The sequence below is a fragment of the Mucilaginibacter terrenus genome (genome assembly GCF_003432065.1).
Lineage (GTDB): Bacteria > Bacteroidota > Bacteroidia > Sphingobacteriales > Sphingobacteriaceae > Mucilaginibacter > Mucilaginibacter terrenus.
In genome coordinates, this window is sequence record NZ_QWDE01000001.1 from 310,297 (window position 1) to 333,669 (window position 23,373).

Below are 23,373 nucleotides of genomic sequence, written 5' to 3' on the forward strand. Positions count from 1 at the left end.
GCGTTTATTATTCACAACACTGCATTCTGTTCAAGAGCCGATCAATCAACAGCAGCTATTTTTTAAAGTTGAAATTAAAGGCAGCTCTTGCGCCAACAACCGGCACTCCATCATACTTATATCTTGCAAAGTTGCCGTGGACAGATAACTCCAAATTGCTGTAAGGCATATTTAGCACCCGGTAGCCTACACTGCTGGTAAATCCAAAATTATTGTACAAATCGCTCCCTACCCAGAAGAACGGGCCGGCAGCAACAAAAAAGTTATTAGTAGGATAATACTTTGCCGACAGGCGGGCTGTAGCATAGTCCTTTACTTCCCGGGTTGCTATTGCAGGCTCTATGGCAAACTTAGGTGAGATACGCACATTGCCAATCAATCCAAACCCGTAATGATGTTCCTTGTCCCATTTATGAAAACTTTGGTTAAAGCCACCTGAAAGGCCAATAGAACTGCGGGCCTGCCCATGTGCCAGGCTGATGATCATGCAAAAAAATGCAGTTAATAGTAATGTAGTTAGTAACGAAAGTTTCATGAATATTGACCGATAAATGTTTAGGTATTTATCGGTGGTATAGACGTAAGAAGCTTAAAGTTCGTTACATCAGGCTAAAAAATAGTAATAATGGCATGTCTTTCTGCCCGGCGTATGTTATAGTCCGGGTTTTTTAGCAATTCCAATCACATCAACATCAATCAGCTCAAGGTTTTTTACCATGTTTTGTACGGTAGCTTTATACTTTTTAAAGTGTGGCGTTTGTATATGTAACTGGTAAGCAGCAGTGTCGGCATAGATCTCCAGAATGGTGATGTGCGAAGGGTGTTTTTTATTGGCTACTGCATAATAGGTGAGCACGCCGGGTTCTAACTTTACCGCAGTTGTCATTTGTTCTTTTAAGGCAGCATTATAGGCCGTTAACTGTAATGGGTCCACCTCAATTTTGGCCACACGTACCATACGTTCGTCAGTTTGTGCTCTGGCCTCTTTAGAAGTAAGTATAGTTAGCATGGTTATGGTGAGTAGGAAGAACAAATGTTTCATATGTGTTAAATACAAGTATAAAAAAGGAAGATGAAGCTGCGTTAGCAGTACACTTAATTGTGTTTTTATGGGTATTGTTGGCTGATAAGCCATTTTAAAGCTCAATAATGAGCAATTTACTGCCAATTATTTAGGACAACATTAAAATGAGATTAAAATTTCATTATTTGAACGTTATTTTCCTAATTAATAAATTTATTTCGGATGATAATGAATATATTTGACTACCAATAAAGCCAAAGTTATCAGAAGATTAAATAAATCTTTTTGTGATGGTTAGTAACCCCCCTGTTAAGAAAAACCAAACAATTGGCACCTGCGTTTGCGGGCAAGCTAACTGGGTACGCACACCGCGCCCCTGGTACCTGAAAACCTTGTTTTTTTGGGTGCCGGTGAGAACCTATAAGTGCTACATGTGCGACCGCAAAAAATGGGCTATAAAAAAGTAGATAGCGCAAATTGTTTAACAGGTTTTCTGAAAGTCAAGATTTCGAAGTGCTTACTCTTAGCAGCTAAGAATAATTGCGGTGTCATTTTAGGCCATTAGTAGAAGGGTATGGATGGAGAGAAGTCCACCCGGAATCAGTTCGCTATCACACACGTAAGTTTTACCTCTCTGCGAAATAACGTGGCTGCTGAAGATTGCCCAAACGGATTTCAAAAGGGCAGCTATGCGCCTATGAAAAAATGTGGTTTTTGAAGGTTTTTGCTTATGTATTTGGATGTTGATGTTTGAATTGTGTAACTTTGGATATGGCACGTACAGAAACCATCGAAGAATTCTACCAGCATAAGTTCAATTGGATGCCCGCTAACCTGAGCCAGGACATCGGCCATTTCAATGTGTTTAAAACGGAGGACTGCTTTTTACCTGATGCAAAACCAGTGCAGTACAGTCGTCGGGACTTCTATAAAATCAGCCTGAGCAGGGGCGGGGGTATAGTGCATTATGCCGATAAGAGTATAGAGCTTACAGGCCCAACGCTTATATTTTTTAACCCGGTTGTGCCTTATACATTTGAATATACCAGTGATATTCGGTCGGGGTACTTCTGCATCTTTAAAGAGTCTTTCTTTACGGAGATGCTTCGCAATAATATAAATGAGTTGCCTATGTTTATGCCCGGCGGTAACCCGGTGTATGCACTTAATGATGAGCAACATAGCTACGCTACGCAGGTGTTTGAAAAGATGCAGGGCGAGATAGGATCGGAGTACCGCTTTAAATACGACCTCCTGCGCAATTACGTTACCGAACTGATCCACTACGCCCTCAAGATACAACCCACCGAAACCATATACCCGCACCCTGATGCCAACTCGCGTATAACCAGCATCTTCACCGAACTGCTGGAAAGGCAGTTCCCTATAGAAACGCCGTCTCAGCGTTTCAGGCTGCGTTCCGCAAAAGATTTCGCGGAACAGTTATCCGTACACGTAAACCACCTGAACAGGGCCATTCGCCAAACCACCGGAAAAACCACAACAGACCACATTATGGAACGCCTTGCCAGTGAAGCAAAGGCCCTGCTGCGCCACACCAACTGGAACGTGTCGGAGATCAGCTACAGTTTAGGCTTTGAAGAGCCGGCGCATTTCAACAACTTTTTCAAGAAACAAACAAGTGTCACGCCATCTGCGTTCAGGGTTGTTTGAATTTTGCAACTTTTGGTTTGAATCCTGTAAACGGTCGGGTTTTTTCCGCCATAATTTTGTCTTATCAAAACAAGCAAGATTATGGAAAACAAAAAAACATGGTTTATTACAGGTGCATCCAAAGGTTTTGGACTTAGCCTGGTAAAACAATTACTTAATGCAGGGCATAACGTTGCGGCAACGTCGCGTAGCCTTGATGGGCTCACAAAAGCTGTAAATTATACAGGTGAAAACTTTCTACCATTAGAAGCAGAACTGGGCAACGAGGACAGCGTGGGCTGCGCCATTCACAAGGTTAAACAGGCTTTCGGTAGGATTGACGTTGTTATCAACAATGCAGGCTATGGTGTTGGAGGGAGTATTGAAGAACTTACCGATCGTGAAACCCGCGACAACTTTGAGGTGAATGTATTTGGTACGCTTAACGTTATCAGGTGCGTAATGCCTTATATGCGCCATCAGCAATCTGGCCACATTATTAATATATCTTCTATAGCGGGCATTGCACCGGGTACAGGTTTTGCGGTATATGCCGCTACCAAGTTCTCCGTTGTTGGCCTTACCGAAGTACTGGCCGAAGATGTTAAAGAGTTTGGTGTGAAGGTTACCGTTGTTGCACCAGGTGCTTTCCGCACCAGCTTTTTGGAAGCAGATTCTATCGCTTATCCTCAAAACGAAATAGCTGATTACGCAGCTGTAAGGAACATCCAGACCAGGTTTACTCAAATGAACGGACAGCAAGCCGGTGACCCCGAGAAAGCTGCCGCAGCAATCATTGAGGTTGGTCAAATGGAAAACCCGCCACTATACCTTTTGCTTGGCGAAGATGCTTATACCCGTGCTATGACCAAGCTAGAAAAACTACAGAAGGAATTTCAGCTGAACGAAGAGATAGCCAAATCAATGGCATTCAATGCTTAACTCACAACATCAACATATAAAAACAAAACAAAATGGAAAATCAAAAAACATGGTTTGTAACCGGCGCGTCTAAAGGTTTAGGCCTTAGCCTCGCAAAACAACTATTAAATAAAGGTTATAACGTTGCGGCAACATCACGCAACATAGCCGATCTTACTAAAGCAGTAGGCGATCACGAAAACTTTTTGGCGCTTGCCGTTAACCTTAAATCAGAAGAAAGCGTTGCTGACGCTATCAGCCAATCAATATCACGCTTTGGTAAAATTGATGTGGTGGTGAATAATGCCGGTTACGGCCTAACAGGCAGCCTGGAAGAACTTACCGACCAGGAAGCGCGTGATAACTTTGATGTTAATGTATTTGGTTCATTAAACGTTATACGCCAGGTTATGCCTCAACTGCGTGCGCAGGGTTCAGGCCATATCTTTAATCTCTCATCAATAGGAGGGTTTACCGGCAATTTCCCTGGATTCGGTATTTACTGTGCAACCAAGTTTGCAGTAGAAGGCTTTACCGAATCACTTGCTGCCGAAGCCAAAGCATTTGGAATAAAGGCAACGATCGTATCTCCGGGATACTTCCGCACCAATTTCCTAAACCCCGATTCGTTAAGTACGCCTAAAAACGAGATCGCTGAGTACAAGGAAGTACGTGCTGTGCAAAGCGCTCATCAAAATGAGATTAATGGTCAGCAGGCCGGAGATCCTGAAAAAGGAGTAGCTGTTATGATAGAAGTTGCAGAAGCAGAAGAGGCACCATTGCACTTGTTCTTAGGCCCTGATGCCTATCAGCTTGCCGACCAGAAAATGGAAGCCGTAAAAGCGGATATGGAGGCCTGGCGTAAACAGGCGACATCTACCAATTTTGAAGTAGAAGCTTAATCCGGCCATTGCTTGTGCTGAGAAAAGCGGATGAGGGATCATCCGCTTTTTTATTTATAATGTGTTTATTTATCTTACCACACAAAACACTACGATGCTTACAAACACACTAAAAGAACTTTTTAATAGAGAGCTAGTTAAATTAAAACAGGAGCTTGAATTATATAACGACGAGGAAAATATCTGGCGCGTGGATAAAAATATCTTAAATTCCACAGGAAACCTTTGCCTGCACTTAATAGGCAATCTGAACACCTATTTAGGTGCCGAACTGGGTGGTACGGGCTATATAAGGAATAGACCTGAGGAGTTTTCGTTAAAAGATGTCCCCAGAAGTGAATTGATTTTCAAGCTAGAGCAGACTATCGACGTTGTTGATACCGTATTGGAGTCTCTTTCCGAAGATCAATTAAGAAAAGATTACCCGCAGATTGTCTTTGAAAGAACGTTGACAACTGAGTTTTTCCTGGTTCATCTCGCCATGCATTTAAGCTACCATCTGGGACAAGTAAACTATCATAGAAGGCTCCTGGATTGCTAACGTCATACCGCAAGTGCTTCCTTAGCAGCTTTGGGGCGTCTTATCACCGACTTCTTTCTATCTTTTTTCTTGATTCTGTTCAGCCACATAATAACACCCGTCACCGGGAAAATGAGTGATAGCAGGCAAACGATAAAGCTGATTATCTTGGTTGGTAAACCGTATACAGACCCTGTGTGTACAGGTTTAATAAAAGAACGTACGCGTTGACCGGTACTCTTGTCTACGAACTTTTCTGTACTAACAATTCTGCCGTTATATTGATCTATAAAGTAGGTGTCTGATGTATTTTCAAATGCGCCCTTTGGCAACACGCTTATACTGTAAGTGCCAACAGAGTCTTTAGGTGTTCTTATTGTAAAGTATTCCGCATTCTTTATCTGCAGATTTAAGCCTTCCAATGCTTCATCAGCCGAAAGCTTCTTTAACCCGGCCGAGTATGTGGAGGCGGGTTGTTTGGCATCTTTTTCCTTTAATTTAGAGCCCGTTAAAGCAAACAGCGCTTTGTTTGCCCATGTAAACGACATAACTAATCCTGTTAACACAATCACGATTAGGAATACTGATGTGTAAAAGCCGGTAACTAAATGAAGGTCATGCACAAGTCGCTTGGTGTTCCCGTCCCATTTTACTTTAATGCGCTTGATGAATACTGCTTTTGTTTTTGGCCACCATAAAACAACACCGGTGATCAGAATAAACAAGAACAGCAAGCTAGATATCCCTACAATCATGTCGCCGGCACTGTCTTTACCTGCCAGCAAAAAGCGGTGGAACATTTCTACAGAAAACAGGAAGGACCCCTTTTTGCCGAATTGCTCTATTACCTTTCCGGTATAAGGGTTTACGTATAAAGTGGTGTTTGGTTTTTTGTTCTCGCCGCCTTTTTTTACATCCTTTCCTTTATTGTCACCTGCTTTGTGGCTTTTTTCTTCAGTAGATTTTTTGTTAATGCCCTTTTCAGGCTTTCCTTTTTCAGGCATTATTACACCAATTTCAACAGTTCTTAAAGGATCATTAAACACCATTACTGATGCCAGTTTTGCTTTAGGTACCTGCTTAAGTGCTGCTTTGGTAAGCTGTGACAGCGGCATGCGATGACCAGAAGCCTCTACAAAGTATCGTTGCGGATGAAGCGTGTGGTTTATTTCTCTCTCAAAAACTAGAATGGTGCCGGTTAGGCACGAGCAAAATATAACAATGCCGGCTGCCAGGCTTAGGTAAAGGTGTATGTTGCGAAAGAAAACCTTCATAACGGATTCAAAAAGTAGGGCATGCATTGCATGCCCTGTTTGTATTAAAATTTATAAGTAAGGGTAGTTAAAAATTGACGTGGCGCGATCGGGTTTACACTGTAGTTCTCGTGAACGTTCCAGTTAAGTACATCGCCTATGTTGGATATTTTACCAATGATAGACAGCTTTTTGTAAGTGTAACCCAACGACGCATCAACAGTGGTAAAGTGGGGAACATGCACTAATCTTGACGCTGCCTGTGGCTGGCCAACCGGCGGTACAACATTTGCAAAGCCAGCTTCGCGGTTACCAAGGTAATACACACTGGTACCTACTTTAAAGCCCCTCAAACTGCCATCCAGGAAGTTGTAGAATATACTTGCATTTGCGGTATGCTTAGGTACGTTTAACAAGGGTTGCCCCGCTATATTGCTGCCCGGAACTGTTGATGTTTTGGTATAACGGGCATTAGTATAACTATAGCCAGCCAACACATCCAATCCCTTTACAGGGTGGCCAGCTATATCCAGTTCCACACCGTCGCTTTTAGTTTGTCCGCTTAGTACCTTAATGTTGGTATTGGTGTTGGGTGTGATGCCATCTGCCTGAAAAGGTGCCGTTTGTGCCAGGTTACTGTTCTGGATACGGTAGGCAGTTACATTCACAGATAGGTTGCCGTTCAGGAAGTCGTTTTTAACGCCAAGTTCGTATTGATCGATGATAGACGGATCAATTGGATTGTTGTTGATATCGGTACCCGTGTTGGTTACGAACGAATTAGAATAGCTGGCGAATAATGCTGTATTAGCTATTGGCTTATATACTACGCCTACACGCGGGGAAAAAGCTTTGTCAGTTTTGCTTTTTGCGGATGCCACAGCACCGTAAGAGGACAGGGCATTTACCGTAGTAGGGGCAATGTACTGGTACGACCAGCGAACACCGGCAAGTACCTTCAGCTTGTCAGATATGCTGATCAGGTCATTAACATAAGCACCAAAGCGGTTAGTAATGGTCTCTACATCATAAAAAGGGTTCATGTTAGGCATGTCGGTACGTGCCGTATACTTGTTCAGATCAAAGATGTTGATCTTGTCGTAGGTAGAGCTTTTTATTGTGCCATCATTATCAAGGTAGCTGGATACGCCGCCCGATGACACTACTGTTTTCTTTGTAGGATCGATATTGGCTACAAAGGTGTAGTTATCGTTTCTATACCTGTCCGCGTCTATACCTGCTAAAATGTTGTGCTTAATAACACCCGTGTTGAATTGTCCGGTGATGTTAAGCTGGCCAGTTACATAATCCTCCAATGTTTTAGCACGGTTTAAAGGCCGCGACCAATCTCCCGCCGCATCGGGCTGCACACGTTCTGTAGTTTGGTAGCGCCTGTCGAAATATTGGTAAGATACACCACCGCTTACCTGCCAAAGGCTGTTTATTTGGTGGTTTACAGTAGCCGTAACTGTAGATTGCCTGGTTTTACCTGTAGACCATAGCGGGCTTAGGTACCTGTTGCGGGGTACATCGGCAATAACGTTGTTTACCTGGCCGGTACCAAAGTCGGGGGTGAAATCATAGTTAAGGTAATCTGCCTCGAGTACAATGTTGGTTTTGTCGCTTATCTTGTATAATAATGAAGGATTTACATAAAAGCGTTCATTTTTTACAACATCGCGGTAGCTCTTGGAGTTCTCGTAAGTCCCGTCTACACGGTAAGCCAGTTTGGAAGATATAGGGCCGTAAACATCAAATGCAGGTTTGTACAAATCATAGCTGCCGTAAGTCATAGATACCTGGCCGCCCTGCTCAAACTTTGGTTTTTTGGTGATCATGTTCAATACGCCGCCTGGAGCAACGTTGCCATATAGTAGCGCAGCGCTGCCTTTTAGTACCTCAACACGTTCCAGTGAGCTGATCTCAGGCATTGCGCCGGAGTTCACTCTAAAACCGTTTTTAAACATGTTGGTGCTCGAGAAGTTGTAGCCGCGTGCTGCAAAGGTTTCCTGCGTATTGCCGCGAGCGCTGTATAAGTATACACCATTCACATTTTTTATAACATCGCTGAGGCGTAGTGATTGCTGCTGATCAAGCACATCACGACCGATTACGGAAATGCTTTGCGGAAGATCAATTGGCGCAACGTTCATCTTGCCGATAGAGATCTTTTTACGATTGATGGTTTTTGTAGAAGATATGCTTACTTCATTAAGCTTATTGGCGCTTTCAACAAGTGTAAAGTCGATGGTTGTTGTCTTATCTGCTGCAACAGTAACAGTTTTTTCCTCGCTTTGAGCGCCGGTGAAAGAAACTTTTACTACGTAATTGCCAGGTTTGATGTTCTTGAAGATGAAAGAGCCGTCATCAACCGTCATGGTGGTTTTGTTTACACCTTTAAGGGTTACGGTTACAAACGCAGCAGGTTTTCCGTCGCTGGTAAAAACCTTACCGTTTATTCTGCCATTGTTGCTGTCATCAGTATCAATGGCTTTCACGCTAAGTGCTGTAAACAGAACAATGCACAATGCAGACAGGAATTTTAAAAGAGGTGAGTAGGGGTTAGATGTCATAATGTTATTTAGATTAATTCTAATTTAGGGCAAAAATAACAATGGGTTTTAAAATGGCAATGTTTATTTAGATTTATTTTAAATAAGAATAACGAATCAAAATAGCGCCATAGTTCACCATTGTGGCATTTACTTCCATAAAAGCCTTACCTTTATTTAATTTTAGAATTGACTTGCATAAATTACCCTACCCAATACCTGAGGACGAAGATGCGCGTTTGGATGCGCTGGATAGCTACGACGTACTCGACACCATGCCTGAGAACGATTTTGATGAGCTTACGCATCTCGCCTCAGAAATTTGCCAAACTCCCATAGCGCTCATCAGCCTGATTGACGATAAACGCCAATGGTTTAAATCGATGATAGGGCTTACCGCACGTGAAACACCGAGAGAATACGCCTTTTGTTCGCACACTATTGCGGGTGCAAGCGAGATAATGGTGGTGCCTGACGCCCGCGAGGATGAGCGTTTTTCATCTAACCCGCTGGTTACCGGTGATCCGAGCATCGTATTCTATGCAGGTGTGCCGCTGGTGAATGAGGATGGATATGCACTTGGATCGTTATGTGTTATAGATAAGCAACGAAAAGATTTAACCCCAAGGCAGATAAAGTCACTGAAAATACTGGCCAAGCAGGTAATAACCCAGATGGAGTTGAGGCGTAAGCTGGCCCGCCTGGAGCGCGCCAATCAAACGCTTGTTGAGAGTAATTCTTTTATACAGAAATTTGCCAGCTCGGCAGCTCACGATCTTAAAAGCCCGCTGAGCAGCATCTTGCTCACGTCGCAGGCGTTGCAAATGCGTTTAAGTAAGAGCAGCGACGATAAAAGCAAAAACCTTACTGAGCTTAATATATCTTCTACTAAAAGACTACTTACATTGGTAGATGAAATCCTGACCTATTCATCCGCTCCATCTACCTTGCTTACGAACCGTGTTGTAGTAGAACTTAATCCGTTGTTGAAAACGGTGATAGCCATGGTAGAGATTCCTTACGGGATGAAGATTAACCTGCCTACCAACGACCACGTATTAACCTGTTCGGCAATAGCACTGGAGCAGATATTTATGAACCTTATCAGCAATGCCATTAGGTATAATGATAAGGAAGAAGGATTGATTAATATCCAGTTTAGGGAAGATGGCGATTACTACCATTTTAAGGTTAGTGACAATGGCATGGGTATAGCAGAAAAGAACCTGGAGCGTATCTTTCACAAGGAAGTTACGCTAAACGTTATCGACCGCTTTAATAAGCGTGGGACCGGCATTGGCCTTTACAATGTAAAGGCGCTCATAGAAAAGATGAAGGGCACCATTCGCGTAGAGTCAAGAATTGGCTCGGGTACTACTTTTGAGTTTACCGTTAAAAAGAATGTGGAACTTGATGACGAAGGATATTACTAGATCTCCTTTAAAATAACATCCATTGCTTTATTAAAATCCTCCGGCGCTTCTACCATCGGGAAATGCCCGGCGCCATGTATGTTCATTAATTTGTAAGGTATCTTTTTAGCTATTATAGTAGTGGTATCTGTAGGTTGGTAATCGCTGTTAATAAGGTAAAGCTTCTTGTTATACTTCCGCAGATTTTCAACCTCGTGGTTTTCGCCGTTGCCTTCTGCCATGGCTTTTGTTGCAATAACAGAATCGGTGTGGGCTACATCGTACAATATACGGTCCTTTATAGCTCTACTTGTCGTTTTAGAAAACAGGTAATCGTTAAAGTACATAGTAGCAAATGATGTGTAGTGTTTGCTCATTTCTGCAACTGCATCGGCAACTTCTTTCCTGTCTTTTTCAGTTAGTACCCATCCAATACCTTTAAAGTTATCTATCCCTATAATAGCAATTACTTTGTCCGGCTGGTTGATCGCGGCCTGTAAAACAATGTCGCCTGCCATGGAGTGGCCCGCCAGCACTACGTTCTTTAGCTTAAGCTGATCTATCAGCGCATTAACATCTGTAGCGTAAGTTTTGGTATTCCATTTATCCCTGTTCTTGCCCGATTTGCCAAAGCCTGGCATATCCATGGTAACAACCCGGTAACGCCCTGCAAAGTGCTTGACCTGATCGGTGAAGTAGCCCTTGTTTATTGCCCAGCCATGTACAAATAGCAGCGTGGTATCACCGGTGCCTGTATCTGTATAAGCAATTTCAACGTTGTTGTTCTTTACATCAACTTTGGTAGCATTGGCACTCTGGTGTGTTGATTTTGGCTGATTGCATGCCGCTGTAATGCCGACAGCTACTATAATTGGCAGGATGTGGAATTTCTTCATAACGATGGGTTTGGCTCTGCAATTAACAACTTTTATAAACTAGTGGCAAGACTATCGAATTGTATTAACATTATTTAACAAGAGGTATGTAGGTTGTTGATTGCTGAAATAGAAGTGAAAAATGATCAGAATTCTTAAAATCTACCAATTCTCTTAATTCGAGTTCAGACAACTATGCTGGTCAGAACACTTTTTTCGTAAATGCCGTTATTACCACAATGGAACAACTGAGCTTTTTTGATGGTGGCGGACAAAGCCCCAAGCTGCCAACTGACCTGATGGATTACCGTCCTAGTTTCTTCAGTAGGGAAGAAAGCGCCGGGTATATAACTGCGTTCCACAGCAACATCAATTGGAAGCAGGAAACCATCCAAATGTATGGCAAGTTATTGAACACCCCGAGGCTTACCGCTTGGTATGGCGACAATAACAAAACTTACGCGTTTTCGGGCAAGCGGTTCGACCCGCACCCATGGACACCGGAACTGCTGCTGATAAAGGATCGTGTAGATGCCGCTTGTGGAATTACATTCAACAGCGTTTTACTAAACCTCTACCGCAACGGTAACGACTCGGTTGCCTGGCATGCTGATGATGAACCTGAACTGGGTATAAACCCGGTTATCGCTTCTGTAAGCTTTGGCCAAATACGCAGGTTTGAGGTGCGGCACAAGCTCAATCATAAAGAAAAGTACTCTATAGACCTGGAGAATGGCTCGCTGCTGATCATGAAAGGCGACCTGCAGCACAATTGGCAGCACCAGGTACCCAAATCAACCAAGGCCTTAAAGGAGCGAATAAACCTTACGTTTAGAGTTATAGGTTAGAGAGTACGTACTATTCTAAGTTCAGCTTCTGAAAAACCTTGTCGCGGTATGAGCTGCCAATTGGCAAATCGTGCCCGTTCACGCGCAGGTAATTACCTTCGGCAAATTCTATGTATGCCGCGTTTACCATTACGCTGCGGTGTATACGGATGAATTTTGTGCCAGGCAGCAGTTGCTCCAGCTTACCAAAAGTCATGTAGGTGATGTGGGTTTGGCTTTTGGTATGAACCTTCAGGTAATCGCCATATCCCTCTACATAAACAATGTCTGCATGGTCTACTTTAACCAGGCGGCGGTCTACCTTCAAAAAAATAAAAGGATTTTCCTCACTAACGGTAACAGAGGATGCGCTGCTATCATCTTTTATGGCCCAAACTTTTTGTACCGCTTTCATAAAACGTTCAAAGGTGATGGGTTTTTGCAGGTAATCTGTTGCTTCTAACTCGAATGCTTCAACAGCATAGACGGTATAAGCGGTGGTGAAAATTACCCGCGGGGCATTTTTTAGCGACCGTAAAAAGCTCACGCCGGTTATCCCGGGCATTTGAATATCCAGGAACATGAGGTCTACTTTTTGTTGATGCAATACCGCGAATGCCTCCACCGCGCTTTGGCAAACGGCGATGCAGTTTAAGCCAGGTGTTTGGTTTATGTAGCCTTCCAGCAACTGCCTGGCCAGGGGCTCGTCATCAACAACAATACAGTTGGTCATGAATTATTTTAGTTGAATGGTTAAAGTTACGGTAAAAACGCAATCCGCATCGTGCACAATGAGCTGGTGCTTGCCGGGATAAAGCAGCTCCAGCCGCTTGCTAACATTCTTTAAGCCGATACCCCCTTCAGGCACGGAGCTTAAGGTATTTTCCGGTACAGGGTTGCTGGTTTGGAAAGTTAACTCATCATCATCAACCACCAGCGCTAGTTTCACCCATTTACTTGTGAGATTTTTCTGCAGTGAATGCTTAAAGGCGTTCTCAATAAGTGGTAAAAACAGCAGTGGCTCTATCTCGGTAGCGCCGGTATTGCCCTGTACCAAAAACTCAATGGCTTCGGGGTTATCGTGACGCACATTCTCCAGTTGAATGTAGCTTTGTATAAAACCGATCTCCTGCTGCAGATGTACTTTCTCCTGCTGGCTGTTGTAAAGTACATAACGCATGATGCTGCTCAGATCGGCGATGATGCCGGGCGTTTTAGGTGAGTTCTGCACGCTCAACGCATATAGGTTATTCAGGGTATTAAAAAAGAAATGCGGCTGCACCTGCGATTTAAGGTGGTCCAGCTCCAGTCTTAACTTGTCTGTTTGGGCCTCATACAAGCTATGCTGCTGTTTAAATAACATCCTTATCATATAAATGGAGGTTGCAGCTGCGAGCACCAGGCAGGTATAGCCAAACGTTTGATAGGCAAAGATGCTGGAGAAGTCCTCCGGACGGCCCATACGTACGTTGTTCTTATATCCCTCAGGTACAAAAGGTAGCCTGAGAAGGATTACGGCGGAAAGGCGGGCAATTAGTTCATACACCACAATGTAAACCGGGAATAATACCACCAACAGTACATAACGGCGTTTGCCCATGGTTTGCGGCAGATACACGCGGTAGAACAATATAACAGCTGCAAGGCTAAAGATGTTGAGCAGCACCAGGCTCCAGGTGTAAGATGCCTGGGTGAATATTTGGCTGCCAACAGCAAACGGACTAAGCACTCCAAGGAAGAACAGGTAACATGCCTCGGCAACCAGGCTTTTTTGTTTATAGTTGAGCGATGAAAAAGAAAAGCGCATAGCCAAATGTAAGGTTTGCAGGTTTTGAAGGTAGTTGTTTTTAGACGAACACCCGTTTTTGCACGGTGAATTTCAATATCCTTGGTTCGGCAGTCCACAAGGCATGTTCATCTAATTAAATTCCTGTGAGTAGGGGAGATGACGGAAGTTTGCTGCATGAAAATGCGCACCGTTACCACTATCGTCTTAATGAGTCTTATTGCTTTGAATGCAGTGGCTCAAACCAGGGAACAAACCAGCAGGTTGGCCACCTTCGCCCGTGTTTGGGGATTTTTGAAATATTATCACCCGGAAGCAGCCAAAGGACACCCGGATTGGGACGTGGAACTCACAAAACGCTATTTAACTATAACGAAACTAAAGTCTGATGAAGAATTTAACAAATTATTAATCAGCTGGTACAAGGGTTTACCTAAAGCAAAAGTTAGTACCAGTGAGACTCAGCCAAAAGGTGATTCAATTATCAGGGTGTTTTCCGAACATGACATCAACAAGCTTAATATTGCCAAAGATTTAAAGAGAGAGTTGTTGAATTTATACCGTTACCACCTGCCTGATTCCAGCAAATACATTAACAATAAAGAGGGTGGCTATACCTATGATCATATCTTCCATAATGAGGACATGATGGAGAAACCCGACTACCCGGATGAGGCGCATCGCTTTTTGGCGTTAGCACGTTTTTGGAATATTGTGAATTACTTTTATCCGCACAAAGCAGTTAATACCCCTGATTGGGATAAGGTGCTGGCTGATTTTGTACCGCAGTTCGTGAATGCTGCCGATGCTGACCAATACCGGGAAGCGTTCCTGAAACTTACCTGCCGCATTCGTGACAGCCACAGTTGGTTTTTGAATAAAGAATGGAACGCCAAACATGGCGACTTCTTGAACATGCCGTTTGATACCTACTATGCTGGCGGGAAATATATAATTGGCTACAGCAGGTACGATTCGCTGATGAAGGCTAACAATTTCAAAATAGGCGATGAGATACTTGCCGTAAATGGTACACCAGTGGCAGAGCGCGAGCGGCAAATAAAATCTTATACCACTGGAACCAATAACGCTGTTTTCCATCGTGACCTTGGCCGTAACCTGTTCCGGTTCGATTCATCCAGGACTGTAAATGTTACTTTAAGCAGGAATGGGCAAGTGATTGAAAGTAAGGCCAAAATGTACAGCTATGGAGAATTGTACCAATACCGTTTACGCCATCGCGCGAAGTTGTGGGAGGATATGGGGAATGGTATATTTTACGTGCGGATATGTGAAATAGCCGATACAAAGAACCTTAAAAACATGTACGAGGCTATAAAGGATGCTAGAGGAGTAATTTGGGAAATGCGCGACTATCCGTCATTCAAGATCGTACAAGCTATGTTCCCTGGCATTATGGCAAACAGGGGCAGGGCAGAGATCGACTATGAGGGTGTGCTGGAGTATCCGGGGGTATTCAAAGCCAATATGCAGCAACTACCTGCTGAGCCCGATACGCTAAATCTGCCTTTATACAAAGGCAAGCTGGTGGTGCTGGTGAACGAGCATACGCAAAGCCTGGCAGAAAGTGTCGCGCTGGAACTGCGCATGCGGCCTAATACAATTATCATGGGCAGGCAAACCGCAGGTACAACTGGTAACATGATCAGGATAGATATGCCCGGAGGTATACAGGGCTCGTACACAGCAGTTAAAGTGGTTGGACTTAACAGAAGCTTTGAAGAAGGAAAAGGCGTAAAGCTGGACAGGGAGGTAAAACTTACCCCGGCGAAGATCTGTTCAGCTGAGGACTACTTGCTGCAGCAGGCTTATAAAGAAGCGCTCAAGAATTAATGTTTTTAGACTATTAATATTACTTTTGTGTAAGCCCCAATTTGTAAACCTATTTAATTCAGAGATGAAACGCTTAACCCTGCTTATTTTGACACTGTGCTTTTCAGCTATCGCCTTTGCACAAACAGCTATCACCCCTGCTGCCGAAGGTGTAACCTACGGCAAAACTGTAACTGCCGATAACGCTATCAGCACCGAAAGCCTGAAAACGAGCCTGAGTACTGACTCTGTATACAACGGCAAAGTGACAGGAACAGTAGTTGAAGTTTGTAAAAAGAAAGGTTGCTTTATGAAACTCGCCCAGGATAATGGTAAAACCATAATGGTGCAGTTTACAGACTACGCCTACTTTATGCCACAGAACATTGTTGGAAAAACGGTAGTAGTTGAAGGTAAAGCCAAAGTTAAGGAGACATCAGTGGAGCGCCTGGTGCACTACGCTAAAGACGCCGGTAAAAGCCAGGCCGAGATTGCTCAGATCACCGAGCCTAAGAAGGACATTTCCATTATGGCAGACGGTGTTCTTGTGGTAAAATAATAGCCCTAAAAAGAATTTTTTAAAAGCTGTTCCGGATTTTGGAGCAGCTTTTTTTATTTTAAAATTGCTGTAGTAAAAAATGCGGTTTCTGCAGATTTTGGTTCATGGAAACATACCAGTTATGGAAGTTTTTAACGGGTTCTGCACCTCCGGCCTCGGTGCAGAGAGTGGCGAAATCAACGGAAACGTTTTCGTTAAAAGTTTTAGGCTATTTGGCAGAATAAACCTATAATTGAAAACTCCGGATATTACTACCATGAAAACCTTTCTCGACGAGGATTTTTTACTGCAAACAGAGACTGCAAAGCGTCTTTATCACGACTATGCGTCCCATCTGCCTATTATTGATTATCACTGCCATCTGCCCCCAAATGAGATAGCCGGAGATATCAATTTCGATAATTTAACTGCTATATGGTTGCACGGAGATCATTACAAATGGCGGGCAATGCGGGCTAACGGCGTGGATGAGAGCTATATAACTGGTGGTAAAAGCGATAAAGAGAAGTTTGATCAATGGGCGGCAACGGTACCTTACACCCTTCGTAATCCATTATATCACTGGACACATCTGGAATTACAGCGGTATTTCGGCATAAAATCAAGGTTGATGCCTGCTACTGCTGATGATATTTATAACGATTGTACCGAGAAGCTCCGCAGTAAAGAATATAGAGTTAGAAGCCTGATAGTCAGGAACAATGTCGAGGTTATCTGCACCACTGATGACCCATTGGACAGCCTTGAATATCACCAGAAAATACGTCAGGACAACTTTGGCGTTAAGGTGTTGCCAGCATTCCGGCCTGATAAGGCCATGAACACCGATAGCCTTTCTGCATTGAACAATTACATCAATCAAGTAGAGAAAGTAGTTGATAGTGAGATACCTGACTGGTATAGCTACCTGTCTGCTCTAAAAAAACGCCACACCTACTTTGCAGGACAGGGCTGCTGTGTGTCTGATCATGGCATAGATCAGATATATGCTGAGGATTACACAGAGAAGGAAGTGTCGGAGATTTTTGGTAAGATACGCTCCAATCAGCCAATAACAGTACAGGAGAGTGTGAAATTTAAATCGGCCATGCTGTACCAGTTTGCCGTTTGGGACCATGAGAAAGGGTGGGTGCAGCAGTACCATATTGGCGCTTTACGCAACAATAGCTCGCGCGGCTTCAGGCAGTCTGGTCCTGACACGGGTCGCGACTCTATAGGTGATTTTCATCAGGGAAAAAGCCTGTCAAAGTTTCTGGATAAGCTTGACAGTGAAGATAAACTGGCTAAAACCATTCTCTATAATCTTAACCCTGCTGATAATGAGCTGATGGCCACAATGGCCGGCAACTTTAATGATGGCTCGGTTGCTGGTAAGATACAGTGGGGTTCGGCTTGGTGGTTCCTTGATCAGAAAGATGGCATGATCAGGCAGATGAATGCCTTGTCTAATATGGGGCTACTTAGCCGTCTGGTGGGTATGCTAACAGATTCGCGCAGTTTTATGTCTTTCCCCCGGCACGAATATTTCCGCAGGATACTTTGCAACTTATTTGGTGACGACATTGAGAATGGCGAGTTGCCTAATGACCTCGAATGGACCGGCAAAATTGTACAAGACATTTGCTACTACAATGCCAAGAACTACTTTGATTTTGACAAAAAATAACAATTGCTCAAATGGTTGATAAAGAAGCTGTATTAGACACTATACTTTCGCAGGGTATCTTACCGCTGTTTTTCTACGAAGATGCTTCTGTGAGCCTCGAAATCACCCGTACACTGTATAAAGCCGGGGTGAGGGCGCTGGAATACACAAACAGGGGCAAAGAGGCATTAGCTAACTTTCGTATCATCAAACAAGCTGTTGCTGCAGATATGCCAGGTATGTACCTGGGCATTGGTACCATTAAAACCGGACTGGAAGCAGAGGCGTTTGTTGATGCAGGAGCAGATTTCATAGTATCACCTATTATTGATAGCGAGGTTGCTCAGGTGGCTTCAAGCTACAAGCTGTTGTATATTCCTGGTTGTATGACACCGTCGGAAATACATGTGGCGCAGCAGTATAAGGCCATGCTGATAAAGCTTTTCCCTGCTAATATCCTGGGGCCGGCATTTGTCTCTTCTATACGGGAGTTGTTTCCAGGGCAGCTGTTTGTACCTACCGGCGGGGTAGAACTGGAGGCAGATAACATATCGGCATGGTTCCGTTCTGGTGTGTGCGCTGTAGGGTTGGGAAGTAAACTTATTAGTAAAAAGGTTTTGGATGAGCGACTTTACGACAAGTTATATGCTGATACAACCAAAGCGCTGGAACTGGTACAGCTAAGTAAATAAAGACAATGCAGCAAACCTCAAAAGACCCACTCCACGGTAAAACCCTGGAAGCTATATTAACGGCTTTGGTGAACTATTTTGATTGGCCGGAGCTTGGTTATCGTATCCGGATAAACTGTTTTCTGGATAATCCAAGTATAAACTCCAGCCTCAAGTTCCTGCGCAAAACGCCTTGGGCACGCAAGAAAGTGGAAGAGCTTTATATAGAGTTCCACCAAAAAATGCCTGCCGATAAAGCCTAGTGCTTACGCTTCTTGTTCATCTTAGCTTTTTCCCCTGAACTGAAATTGAATGTTTTGGCGTTCTCAGGCTTCTTTGTGTGAAAGGCTTCTCCGGGAACGTGTTTATTGGGGTCTACACGCACAGGTTTCTTTTCCTTTTCAGCTTCTTTTTGCTTGTGGTCCTTCTCTATTACCAAATCTTCGGGCAGCTCACCGGCTTCCATTTTCTGCCCTGTTGCCTGCTCAATCTTACGAACCTGGTTCAATTCAATGTCAGTAGCAAAAGTTATTGCTACAGTATCATCGTCGTTGCTGTCGGTTGCCTTAGTTACATGTTTGATAAACGTGTCTTTGTCTGCAGGTAGGTCAAAATGGATGATGAAAGGTATGTTGGTCAGGTCAGTTTCCTGTTCGTTTTCATTCGCAATTATGAGTACACGGGCGCTTTCATCCTCTGTAAACTCGCTTATTGCGCTTACTTGTTTTAGTTCGAACGCGGCCGGAGCAAGCAGCATCACTGTTGTACGTTGCCGGTTTTGTAGTTGCTGGTAAATCTTTTCAGCAGTTTGTTTTGTATTGGCAAATACCACTGTTTTAGTAAACAGTTCATCGTCTTGCATAAACAATGTAAGCAGGTTTAACTTTGTGCCGAAGTTAGGTACATGATACAACAGCTGCTGATAAGTTGGTATTTTCTGGTCAAATGATCCATCCACTTCAATCTCTGCCGGAGTATTCATAAACGGCATTATCATTCGTTCCAGCTTGTCATGCATCACTTCGCTGAACACAAGGCGCTGGCACTTATCAATGCTGTTAGATAGCTCTGTAACGGGCAGCTGTAAGCCAAGTTTTACTATCTCATGCGCATCATCTATAATAAATAGAGTGACCTTGTTCAGGTTCAATCCTAACTTTAAATAAATAGCTCTGGCCCTTTCAGGTGAGGCAATTACAATATCTGCACCTTCAGCAAGGTCGTCCATTTGTTGGTCTACACCCCCTCCTGTGTGAAGGCCGACTATACGTATGGCGGAGTTCTTATTAAGCAGATCAAAATGGGCGATCATTGCGAAAACCGCCTCCTGATCTGGCACCAGTATCAGCACTTGCGGCACACCATCGGGTTTATAACTAAAGCGGTTTAACGCGCCAAGCACAATAGTAGTCGTCTTGCCGCATCCTTCCGGTGCTATGGCAATTAAGTCTTGGCCGCCTATGATGCGGTTAATTGTTTTTAACTGTAGTTCGGTAGGGCTGGTGTAGCCAACTTCCTTAACAGATCGAATTAATTGCTTGTTCAGCCGTAGCTTATCTGACCACACCATACTTAAAATATAAGGCGGCAAAGATACACATTTAGTTACCTGCCCCGAAATGAGCTTTGTCGACATACGTTAGCATGTAAAATGTTTACTTTTAACTTTATAAACCATTATACCTACATTATGAAAAAACACCTTTTTACAGCAATTTTTGCATTGCTGGGCTTGGGGGCTGCAGCACAGCAATACGATGGTTTGAGCAGCAGCATGGGCAACATCTTCCGGACATCTGATGCGGTGAGCAGATCCATCAGCCCCGAAAACTTCAAAGGCGAAAAAGGAAAGGGCGGCATGGCAACCACCGGCACAGGTGCAGCCGCCTCCCGTGATCTGGGGCAGACATGGAAAGTGAGCCCTTCCGTAATCATCAAAAAACACACTACTTACACCGTTGCAGAAATTGATGGCTCAGGCGCTATACAACACATCTGGATGACACCTACAGGTAACTGGCGTTATTCGATAATTCGCTTTTACTGGGATGATGAAACAACGCCATCAGTAGAAGCACCTGTGGGCGATTTCTTTTGTATGGGCTGGGGAAAGTATTCGCCGCTTACCTCGTTGGCGGTAGTGGTAAATCCCGGCAGTGCTTTCAACTGTTACTGGCCGATGCCATTTAGGAAAAAGTGCCGGATAACAATGGAGAATATTGATGATGAAGATATGGTGCTATACTACCAGGTAGATTATACGTTGACCAAGGTGCCCGATGACGCAGGTTATTTTCATGCGCAATTCAGGCGTATAAACCCGTTGCCTTACAAAAAAGACTATGTTTTAGTAGACAGCATCAGGGGCAAGGGCCAGTATGTAGGCACTTACCTAGCTTATGGATCAAACAAAAACGGCTGGTGGGGAGAAGGCGAAATAAAATTTTTTATGGATGGCGATACTAAATACCCTACCATAATAGGCACCGGCACCGAGGACTACTTCTGTGGTTCATACAATTTCGATTCACGAAAGAAGCGGCCTGATGGAAGTGAATACACCGACTATACCGAGTTTAGCGGACCGTATACTGGATTGCACCAGGTAATACGTGGAGATGGGCATTACAATGTTGGCCAGCGCTTTGGCATGTACCGCTGGCATATTGCTGATCCGATACGATTTGAAAAGAACCTTAAAGTTACCTTACAGGCGTTAGGATGGCGCAGCGGAGGCAGGTATTTGCCTTTACAGGACGACATAGCTTCCGTTGTGTTTTGGTACCAAACGGGGCAGCATGGCCCGTTTCCAAAATTGCCGGCTAAGGATGAATTGGAAGTGAATTAGTATTATATTGACCCCACCAAATTACCGATTAGATCTGATTATGTCTAAAAATAACAACCTTGCTGCAGTTGCGCTTATCACTTCGCTATTCTTTTTATGGGGCTTTGCGTTGAACCTTAACCCTATACTGATACCGCATTTAAAAAAGGCTTGTCAGCTTACCGATTTTCAATCTTCATTAATTGATTCTGCATCCTATATTGCTTATTTCCTGATGCCTATTCCAGCAGCGTTGTTCATGAAAAAGTACAGCTATAAAGGGGGAATTGTGTTAGGGCTCTTGCTGTTTTCGGTTGGGGCCTTGTTGTTTTACCCGGCAGCAGCTGTAAGGGAGTATAGTTTTTTTCTTGGGGCATTATTTGTGGTATTCTCCGGAATGGCTTTCCTGGAGACTGCCGCGAATCCGTTGATTACCCTTATTGGCGACCCGGCAAGCGCCACCCAACGCATAAACTTTGCTCAATCTTTTAACGGCCTTGCAGCTACGGTAAGTCCGCTCTTAGGTGGTCTGTTTATTTTGTCAGGTAAAACACTTACCGCGGCCGAAGAAAAGGCCATGTCATCACAGGAATTGGGTGCTTACCTGGATAAGGAAGCGTCATCGGTACAAATACCCTTCATTGTAATAAGTATAGTGGTGTTTATTGTTGCTGTGCTTGTTTGGCGTACCGCTTTTCCTGCGGTGACAGACGAAAATGCAGACGAACTTGGCGACGAACGTCGGCCGCTTGGTAGCCGGATAGCAGAGTTGTTAAAGAACAAGCAATTAATGACAGGCGTATTGGCCGAATTCTTTTATGTAGGTGGCCAGGCTTGTGTAAGCAGCTTTTTTATACGTTTTAGCGAAAAAGTAGCTTTAATACCCGAGAAAGATGCCTCTACCATTTATCTTCCGCTGGCATTTTTAGGCTTCATGATCGGGCGCTTTGTGGGTACGTTCCTTATGCGGTTTTTCAATCCTGTAAAGTTGCTGCTTACTTACGCGGTAATAAATGTTATCCTGATTCTGCTTGCCGTAAACCTGCATGGCAGGGAGGCTGTATATACGTTAATGGCGGTATGGTTCTTTATGTCTATCATGTTCCCAACAATTTTCTCGTTGAGCATCCGTAACCTTGGCAATAAAACAAAGCTGGGTTCGTCGCTGGTAATAATGGGTATTGTGGGTGGCGCTATACTACCGCCAATAATGGGCCGGGTGTCCGACATGTTCAACATCCAGGTTGCTTACCTGGTTCCCGGTATAAGCTTTGCGGCTATCCTGTTGTTTGCACTAAACAACCTTAAAGTTAAGAAGGTTAATGTAGTTGCCGGACACTAATGGAGAACTAAACAAGATCAAAAATGATTACATACAAAATGCGCAAGAAGTAATTTGCGCGTTTTGTTTAAGGAACAACGTTGTAAGCCGTTCCGCTATAACAATCCTTTGAGCTCCGCCCAAACGTTATTGGCGAGTATTTTAGCGCCTTCAGCAGTAGGGTGTATGCCATCTGCTTGGTTTAAACTCTTTACACCACCTACGCCTTGCAACAGAAATGGTACAAGTGTTATGTTGTTCTTTTTGGCAAGATTTGGGAACATATCCTTAAAGTCGTTAACGTAAGTACCGCCCATGTTTGGTGGTACCTGCATGCCCAACAGCATTAACTTGGCTTTTGGATACTTGGTTTTTACTTTGTCGATAATGGTTTGCAGATTGGACTGTGTACTGCTTACAGGTAAACCACGCAAGCCATCATTAGCGCCAAGTTCTAGCACAAATATGTCTACCGGCTGCTTCAATATCCAATCTATTCTTCCCAGCCCTCCTGCAGATGTTTCTCCGCTTACTCCGCTGTTTACTATATGATAGGGCAGCTTTGCAGAATCAAGTTTGGTTTGAAGAACCCCCGGGTAAGCTTCAGATACATCATCAAGCCCGTAACCGGCAGTAAGACTATCGCCGAATACTAGTATAGTTTTCTTAGGAGCCGACACGGCTGAGGTGGTCTTAGTGGTGTCCGATTCGGAGGACTTTGTGTTACTATTGCACGCAGCAAGAACAACGGTTAAGCAGGTAAGTATCCCTATTTTAAGGCTGGATTTCATG

22 protein-coding genes are annotated in these 23,373 nt (G+C 43.9%); 13 read left to right on the forward strand and 9 right to left on the reverse strand.

The annotated features are described in order from the left end of the window. Nucleotides 1-55: 55 nt before the first annotated feature. Together DYU05_RS01265 and DYU05_RS20980 are read right to left on the reverse strand one after the other, a co-directional pair. Nucleotides 56-535: a hypothetical protein gene (locus DYU05_RS01265; protein ID WP_117381178.1), complete on the reverse strand. Its 480-nt coding sequence runs from the start codon at nt 533-535 to the stop codon at nt 56-58. Nucleotides 536-652: 117 nt separating this feature from the next. After that, nucleotides 653-1,042 carry a putative quinol monooxygenase gene (locus tag DYU05_RS20980; RefSeq protein ID WP_205771760.1) on the reverse strand — a complete coding sequence of 130 codons (390 nt, stop codon included), beginning with the start codon at nt 1,040-1,042 and terminating at the stop codon, nt 653-655. A 753-nt stretch (nt 1,043-1,795) separates the two neighbouring features. Here DYU05_RS20980 and DYU05_RS01275 point away from each other — a divergent pair. The 4 genes from DYU05_RS01275 to DYU05_RS01290 all read left to right on the forward strand — a co-directional run bounded on the left by DYU05_RS01275 (nt 1,796) and on the right by DYU05_RS01290 (nt 5,041). Beyond that, entirely contained in the window at nt 1,796-2,698 is a 903-nt protein-coding gene (locus DYU05_RS01275) for a helix-turn-helix domain-containing protein (RefSeq protein WP_117381179.1), read from the forward strand. An 81-nt stretch (nt 2,699-2,779) separates the two neighbouring features. Then, nucleotides 2,780-3,619, forward strand: a complete 840-nt coding sequence (locus DYU05_RS01280; RefSeq protein ID WP_117381180.1) for an SDR family NAD(P)-dependent oxidoreductase — start codon at nt 2,780-2,782, stop codon at nt 3,617-3,619. A 32-nt stretch (nt 3,620-3,651) separates the two neighbouring features. Next, the gene (locus DYU05_RS01285) at nt 3,652-4,500 is read left to right on the forward strand and encodes an SDR family NAD(P)-dependent oxidoreductase (protein WP_117381181.1); all 849 of its coding nucleotides are present in this window, start codon (nt 3,652-3,654) and stop codon (nt 4,498-4,500) included. Between the two features lie 94 nt (nt 4,501-4,594). Next, nucleotides 4,595-5,041 (forward strand): DinB family protein, encoded by a 447-nt coding sequence (locus DYU05_RS01290; RefSeq protein ID WP_117381182.1) that lies wholly within the window; start codon nt 4,595-4,597, stop codon nt 5,039-5,041. Between the two features lie 2 nt (nt 5,042-5,043). On the opposite strand, the gene DYU05_RS01295 is transcribed toward DYU05_RS01290, so the two are convergent. Both DYU05_RS01295 and DYU05_RS01300 read right to left on the reverse strand, forming a co-directional pair. Beyond that, nucleotides 5,044-6,294: a PepSY-associated TM helix domain-containing protein gene (locus DYU05_RS01295; protein ID WP_165851973.1), complete on the reverse strand. Its 1,251-nt coding sequence runs from the start codon at nt 6,292-6,294 to the stop codon at nt 5,044-5,046. A 44-nt stretch (nt 6,295-6,338) separates the two neighbouring features. Further along, nucleotides 6,339-8,846 (reverse strand): TonB-dependent receptor, encoded by a 2,508-nt coding sequence (locus tag DYU05_RS01300; RefSeq protein WP_117381184.1) that lies wholly within the window; start codon nt 8,844-8,846, stop codon nt 6,339-6,341. 173 nt (nt 8,847-9,019) lie between these two features. Between DYU05_RS01300 and DYU05_RS01305 the strand changes: the two genes are divergently transcribed. Then, nucleotides 9,020-10,258, forward strand: coding sequence for a sensor histidine kinase (locus tag DYU05_RS01305; RefSeq protein ID WP_117381185.1), 1,239 nt, complete (start codon nt 9,020-9,022; stop codon nt 10,256-10,258). Here the strand turns inward: DYU05_RS01305 and DYU05_RS01310 are convergent. After that, on the reverse strand, nt 10,255-11,133 hold the full coding sequence (locus DYU05_RS01310) for an alpha/beta fold hydrolase (protein WP_117381186.1): 879 nt from the start codon (nt 11,131-11,133) through the stop codon (nt 10,255-10,257). The genes DYU05_RS01305 and DYU05_RS01310 overlap by 4 nt on opposite strands. A gap of 218 nt (nt 11,134-11,351) precedes the next feature. Between DYU05_RS01310 and DYU05_RS01315 the strand changes: the two genes are divergently transcribed. Then, nucleotides 11,352-11,960, forward strand: coding sequence for an alpha-ketoglutarate-dependent dioxygenase AlkB family protein (locus tag DYU05_RS01315; RefSeq protein ID WP_117381187.1), 609 nt, complete (start codon nt 11,352-11,354; stop codon nt 11,958-11,960). A 10-nt stretch (nt 11,961-11,970) separates the two neighbouring features. Here the strand turns inward: DYU05_RS01315 and DYU05_RS01320 are convergent, their stop codons facing one another. Next, nucleotides 11,971-12,672, reverse strand: coding sequence for a LytR/AlgR family response regulator transcription factor (locus tag DYU05_RS01320; RefSeq protein WP_117381188.1), 702 nt, complete (start codon nt 12,670-12,672; stop codon nt 11,971-11,973). Nucleotides 12,673-12,675: 3 nt separating this feature from the next. Next, nucleotides 12,676-13,746, reverse strand: a complete 1,071-nt coding sequence (locus DYU05_RS01325) for a sensor histidine kinase (RefSeq protein ID WP_117381189.1) — start codon at nt 13,744-13,746, stop codon at nt 12,676-12,678. A gap of 156 nt (nt 13,747-13,902) precedes the next feature. Between DYU05_RS01325 and DYU05_RS01330 the strand changes: the two genes are divergently transcribed. The 5 genes from DYU05_RS01330 (at nt 13,903) to DYU05_RS01350 (ending at nt 18,696) form a co-directional block, all read left to right on the forward strand. Then, nucleotides 13,903-15,579: a S41 family peptidase gene (locus DYU05_RS01330; protein ID WP_165851974.1), complete on the forward strand. Its 1,677-nt coding sequence runs from the start codon at nt 13,903-13,905 to the stop codon at nt 15,577-15,579. A gap of 64 nt (nt 15,580-15,643) precedes the next feature. Next, nucleotides 15,644-16,117, forward strand: a complete 474-nt coding sequence (locus tag DYU05_RS01335; RefSeq protein ID WP_117381191.1) for a DUF4920 domain-containing protein — start codon at nt 15,644-15,646, stop codon at nt 16,115-16,117. Nucleotides 16,118-16,373: 256 nt separating this feature from the next. Further along, the gene (gene uxaC, locus DYU05_RS01340) at nt 16,374-17,783 is read left to right on the forward strand and encodes a glucuronate isomerase (RefSeq protein ID WP_117382907.1); all 1,410 of its coding nucleotides are present in this window, start codon (nt 16,374-16,376) and stop codon (nt 17,781-17,783) included. Between the two features lie 11 nt (nt 17,784-17,794). Further along, nucleotides 17,795-18,454: a beta/alpha barrel domain-containing protein gene (locus DYU05_RS01345; RefSeq protein WP_117381192.1), complete on the forward strand. Its 660-nt coding sequence runs from the start codon at nt 17,795-17,797 to the stop codon at nt 18,452-18,454. Between the two features lie 5 nt (nt 18,455-18,459). Further along, complete coding sequence (locus tag DYU05_RS01350) at nt 18,460-18,696, forward strand: VF530 family protein (protein ID WP_117381193.1); 237 nt, start codon at nt 18,460-18,462, stop codon at nt 18,694-18,696. Here the strand turns inward: DYU05_RS01350 and DYU05_RS01355 are convergent. Then, a complete protein-coding gene (locus tag DYU05_RS01355; RefSeq protein WP_235853931.1) occupies nt 18,693-20,069 on the reverse strand; it encodes a DEAD/DEAH box helicase in 1,377 nt (458 codons plus the stop codon). The genes DYU05_RS01350 and DYU05_RS01355 overlap by 4 nt on opposite strands. A gap of 54 nt (nt 20,070-20,123) precedes the next feature. Here DYU05_RS01355 and DYU05_RS01360 point away from each other — a divergent pair, with 54 nt between their 5' ends. Continuing rightward, nucleotides 20,124-21,281, forward strand: coding sequence for a glycoside hydrolase family 172 protein (locus DYU05_RS01360; RefSeq protein ID WP_117382909.1), 1,158 nt, complete (start codon nt 20,124-20,126; stop codon nt 21,279-21,281). A 40-nt stretch (nt 21,282-21,321) separates the two neighbouring features. After that, on the forward strand, nt 21,322-22,602 hold the full coding sequence (gene fucP, locus DYU05_RS01365; RefSeq protein WP_117381194.1) for an L-fucose:H+ symporter permease: 1,281 nt from the start codon (nt 21,322-21,324) through the stop codon (nt 22,600-22,602). A 95-nt stretch (nt 22,603-22,697) separates the two neighbouring features. Here fucP and DYU05_RS01370 read toward each other — a convergent pair whose 3' ends face one another. Further along, nucleotides 22,698-23,372 (reverse strand): arylesterase, encoded by a 675-nt coding sequence (locus DYU05_RS01370; protein ID WP_117381195.1) that lies wholly within the window; start codon nt 23,370-23,372, stop codon nt 22,698-22,700. Between the last annotated feature and the right edge of the window lies 1 nt (nt 23,373).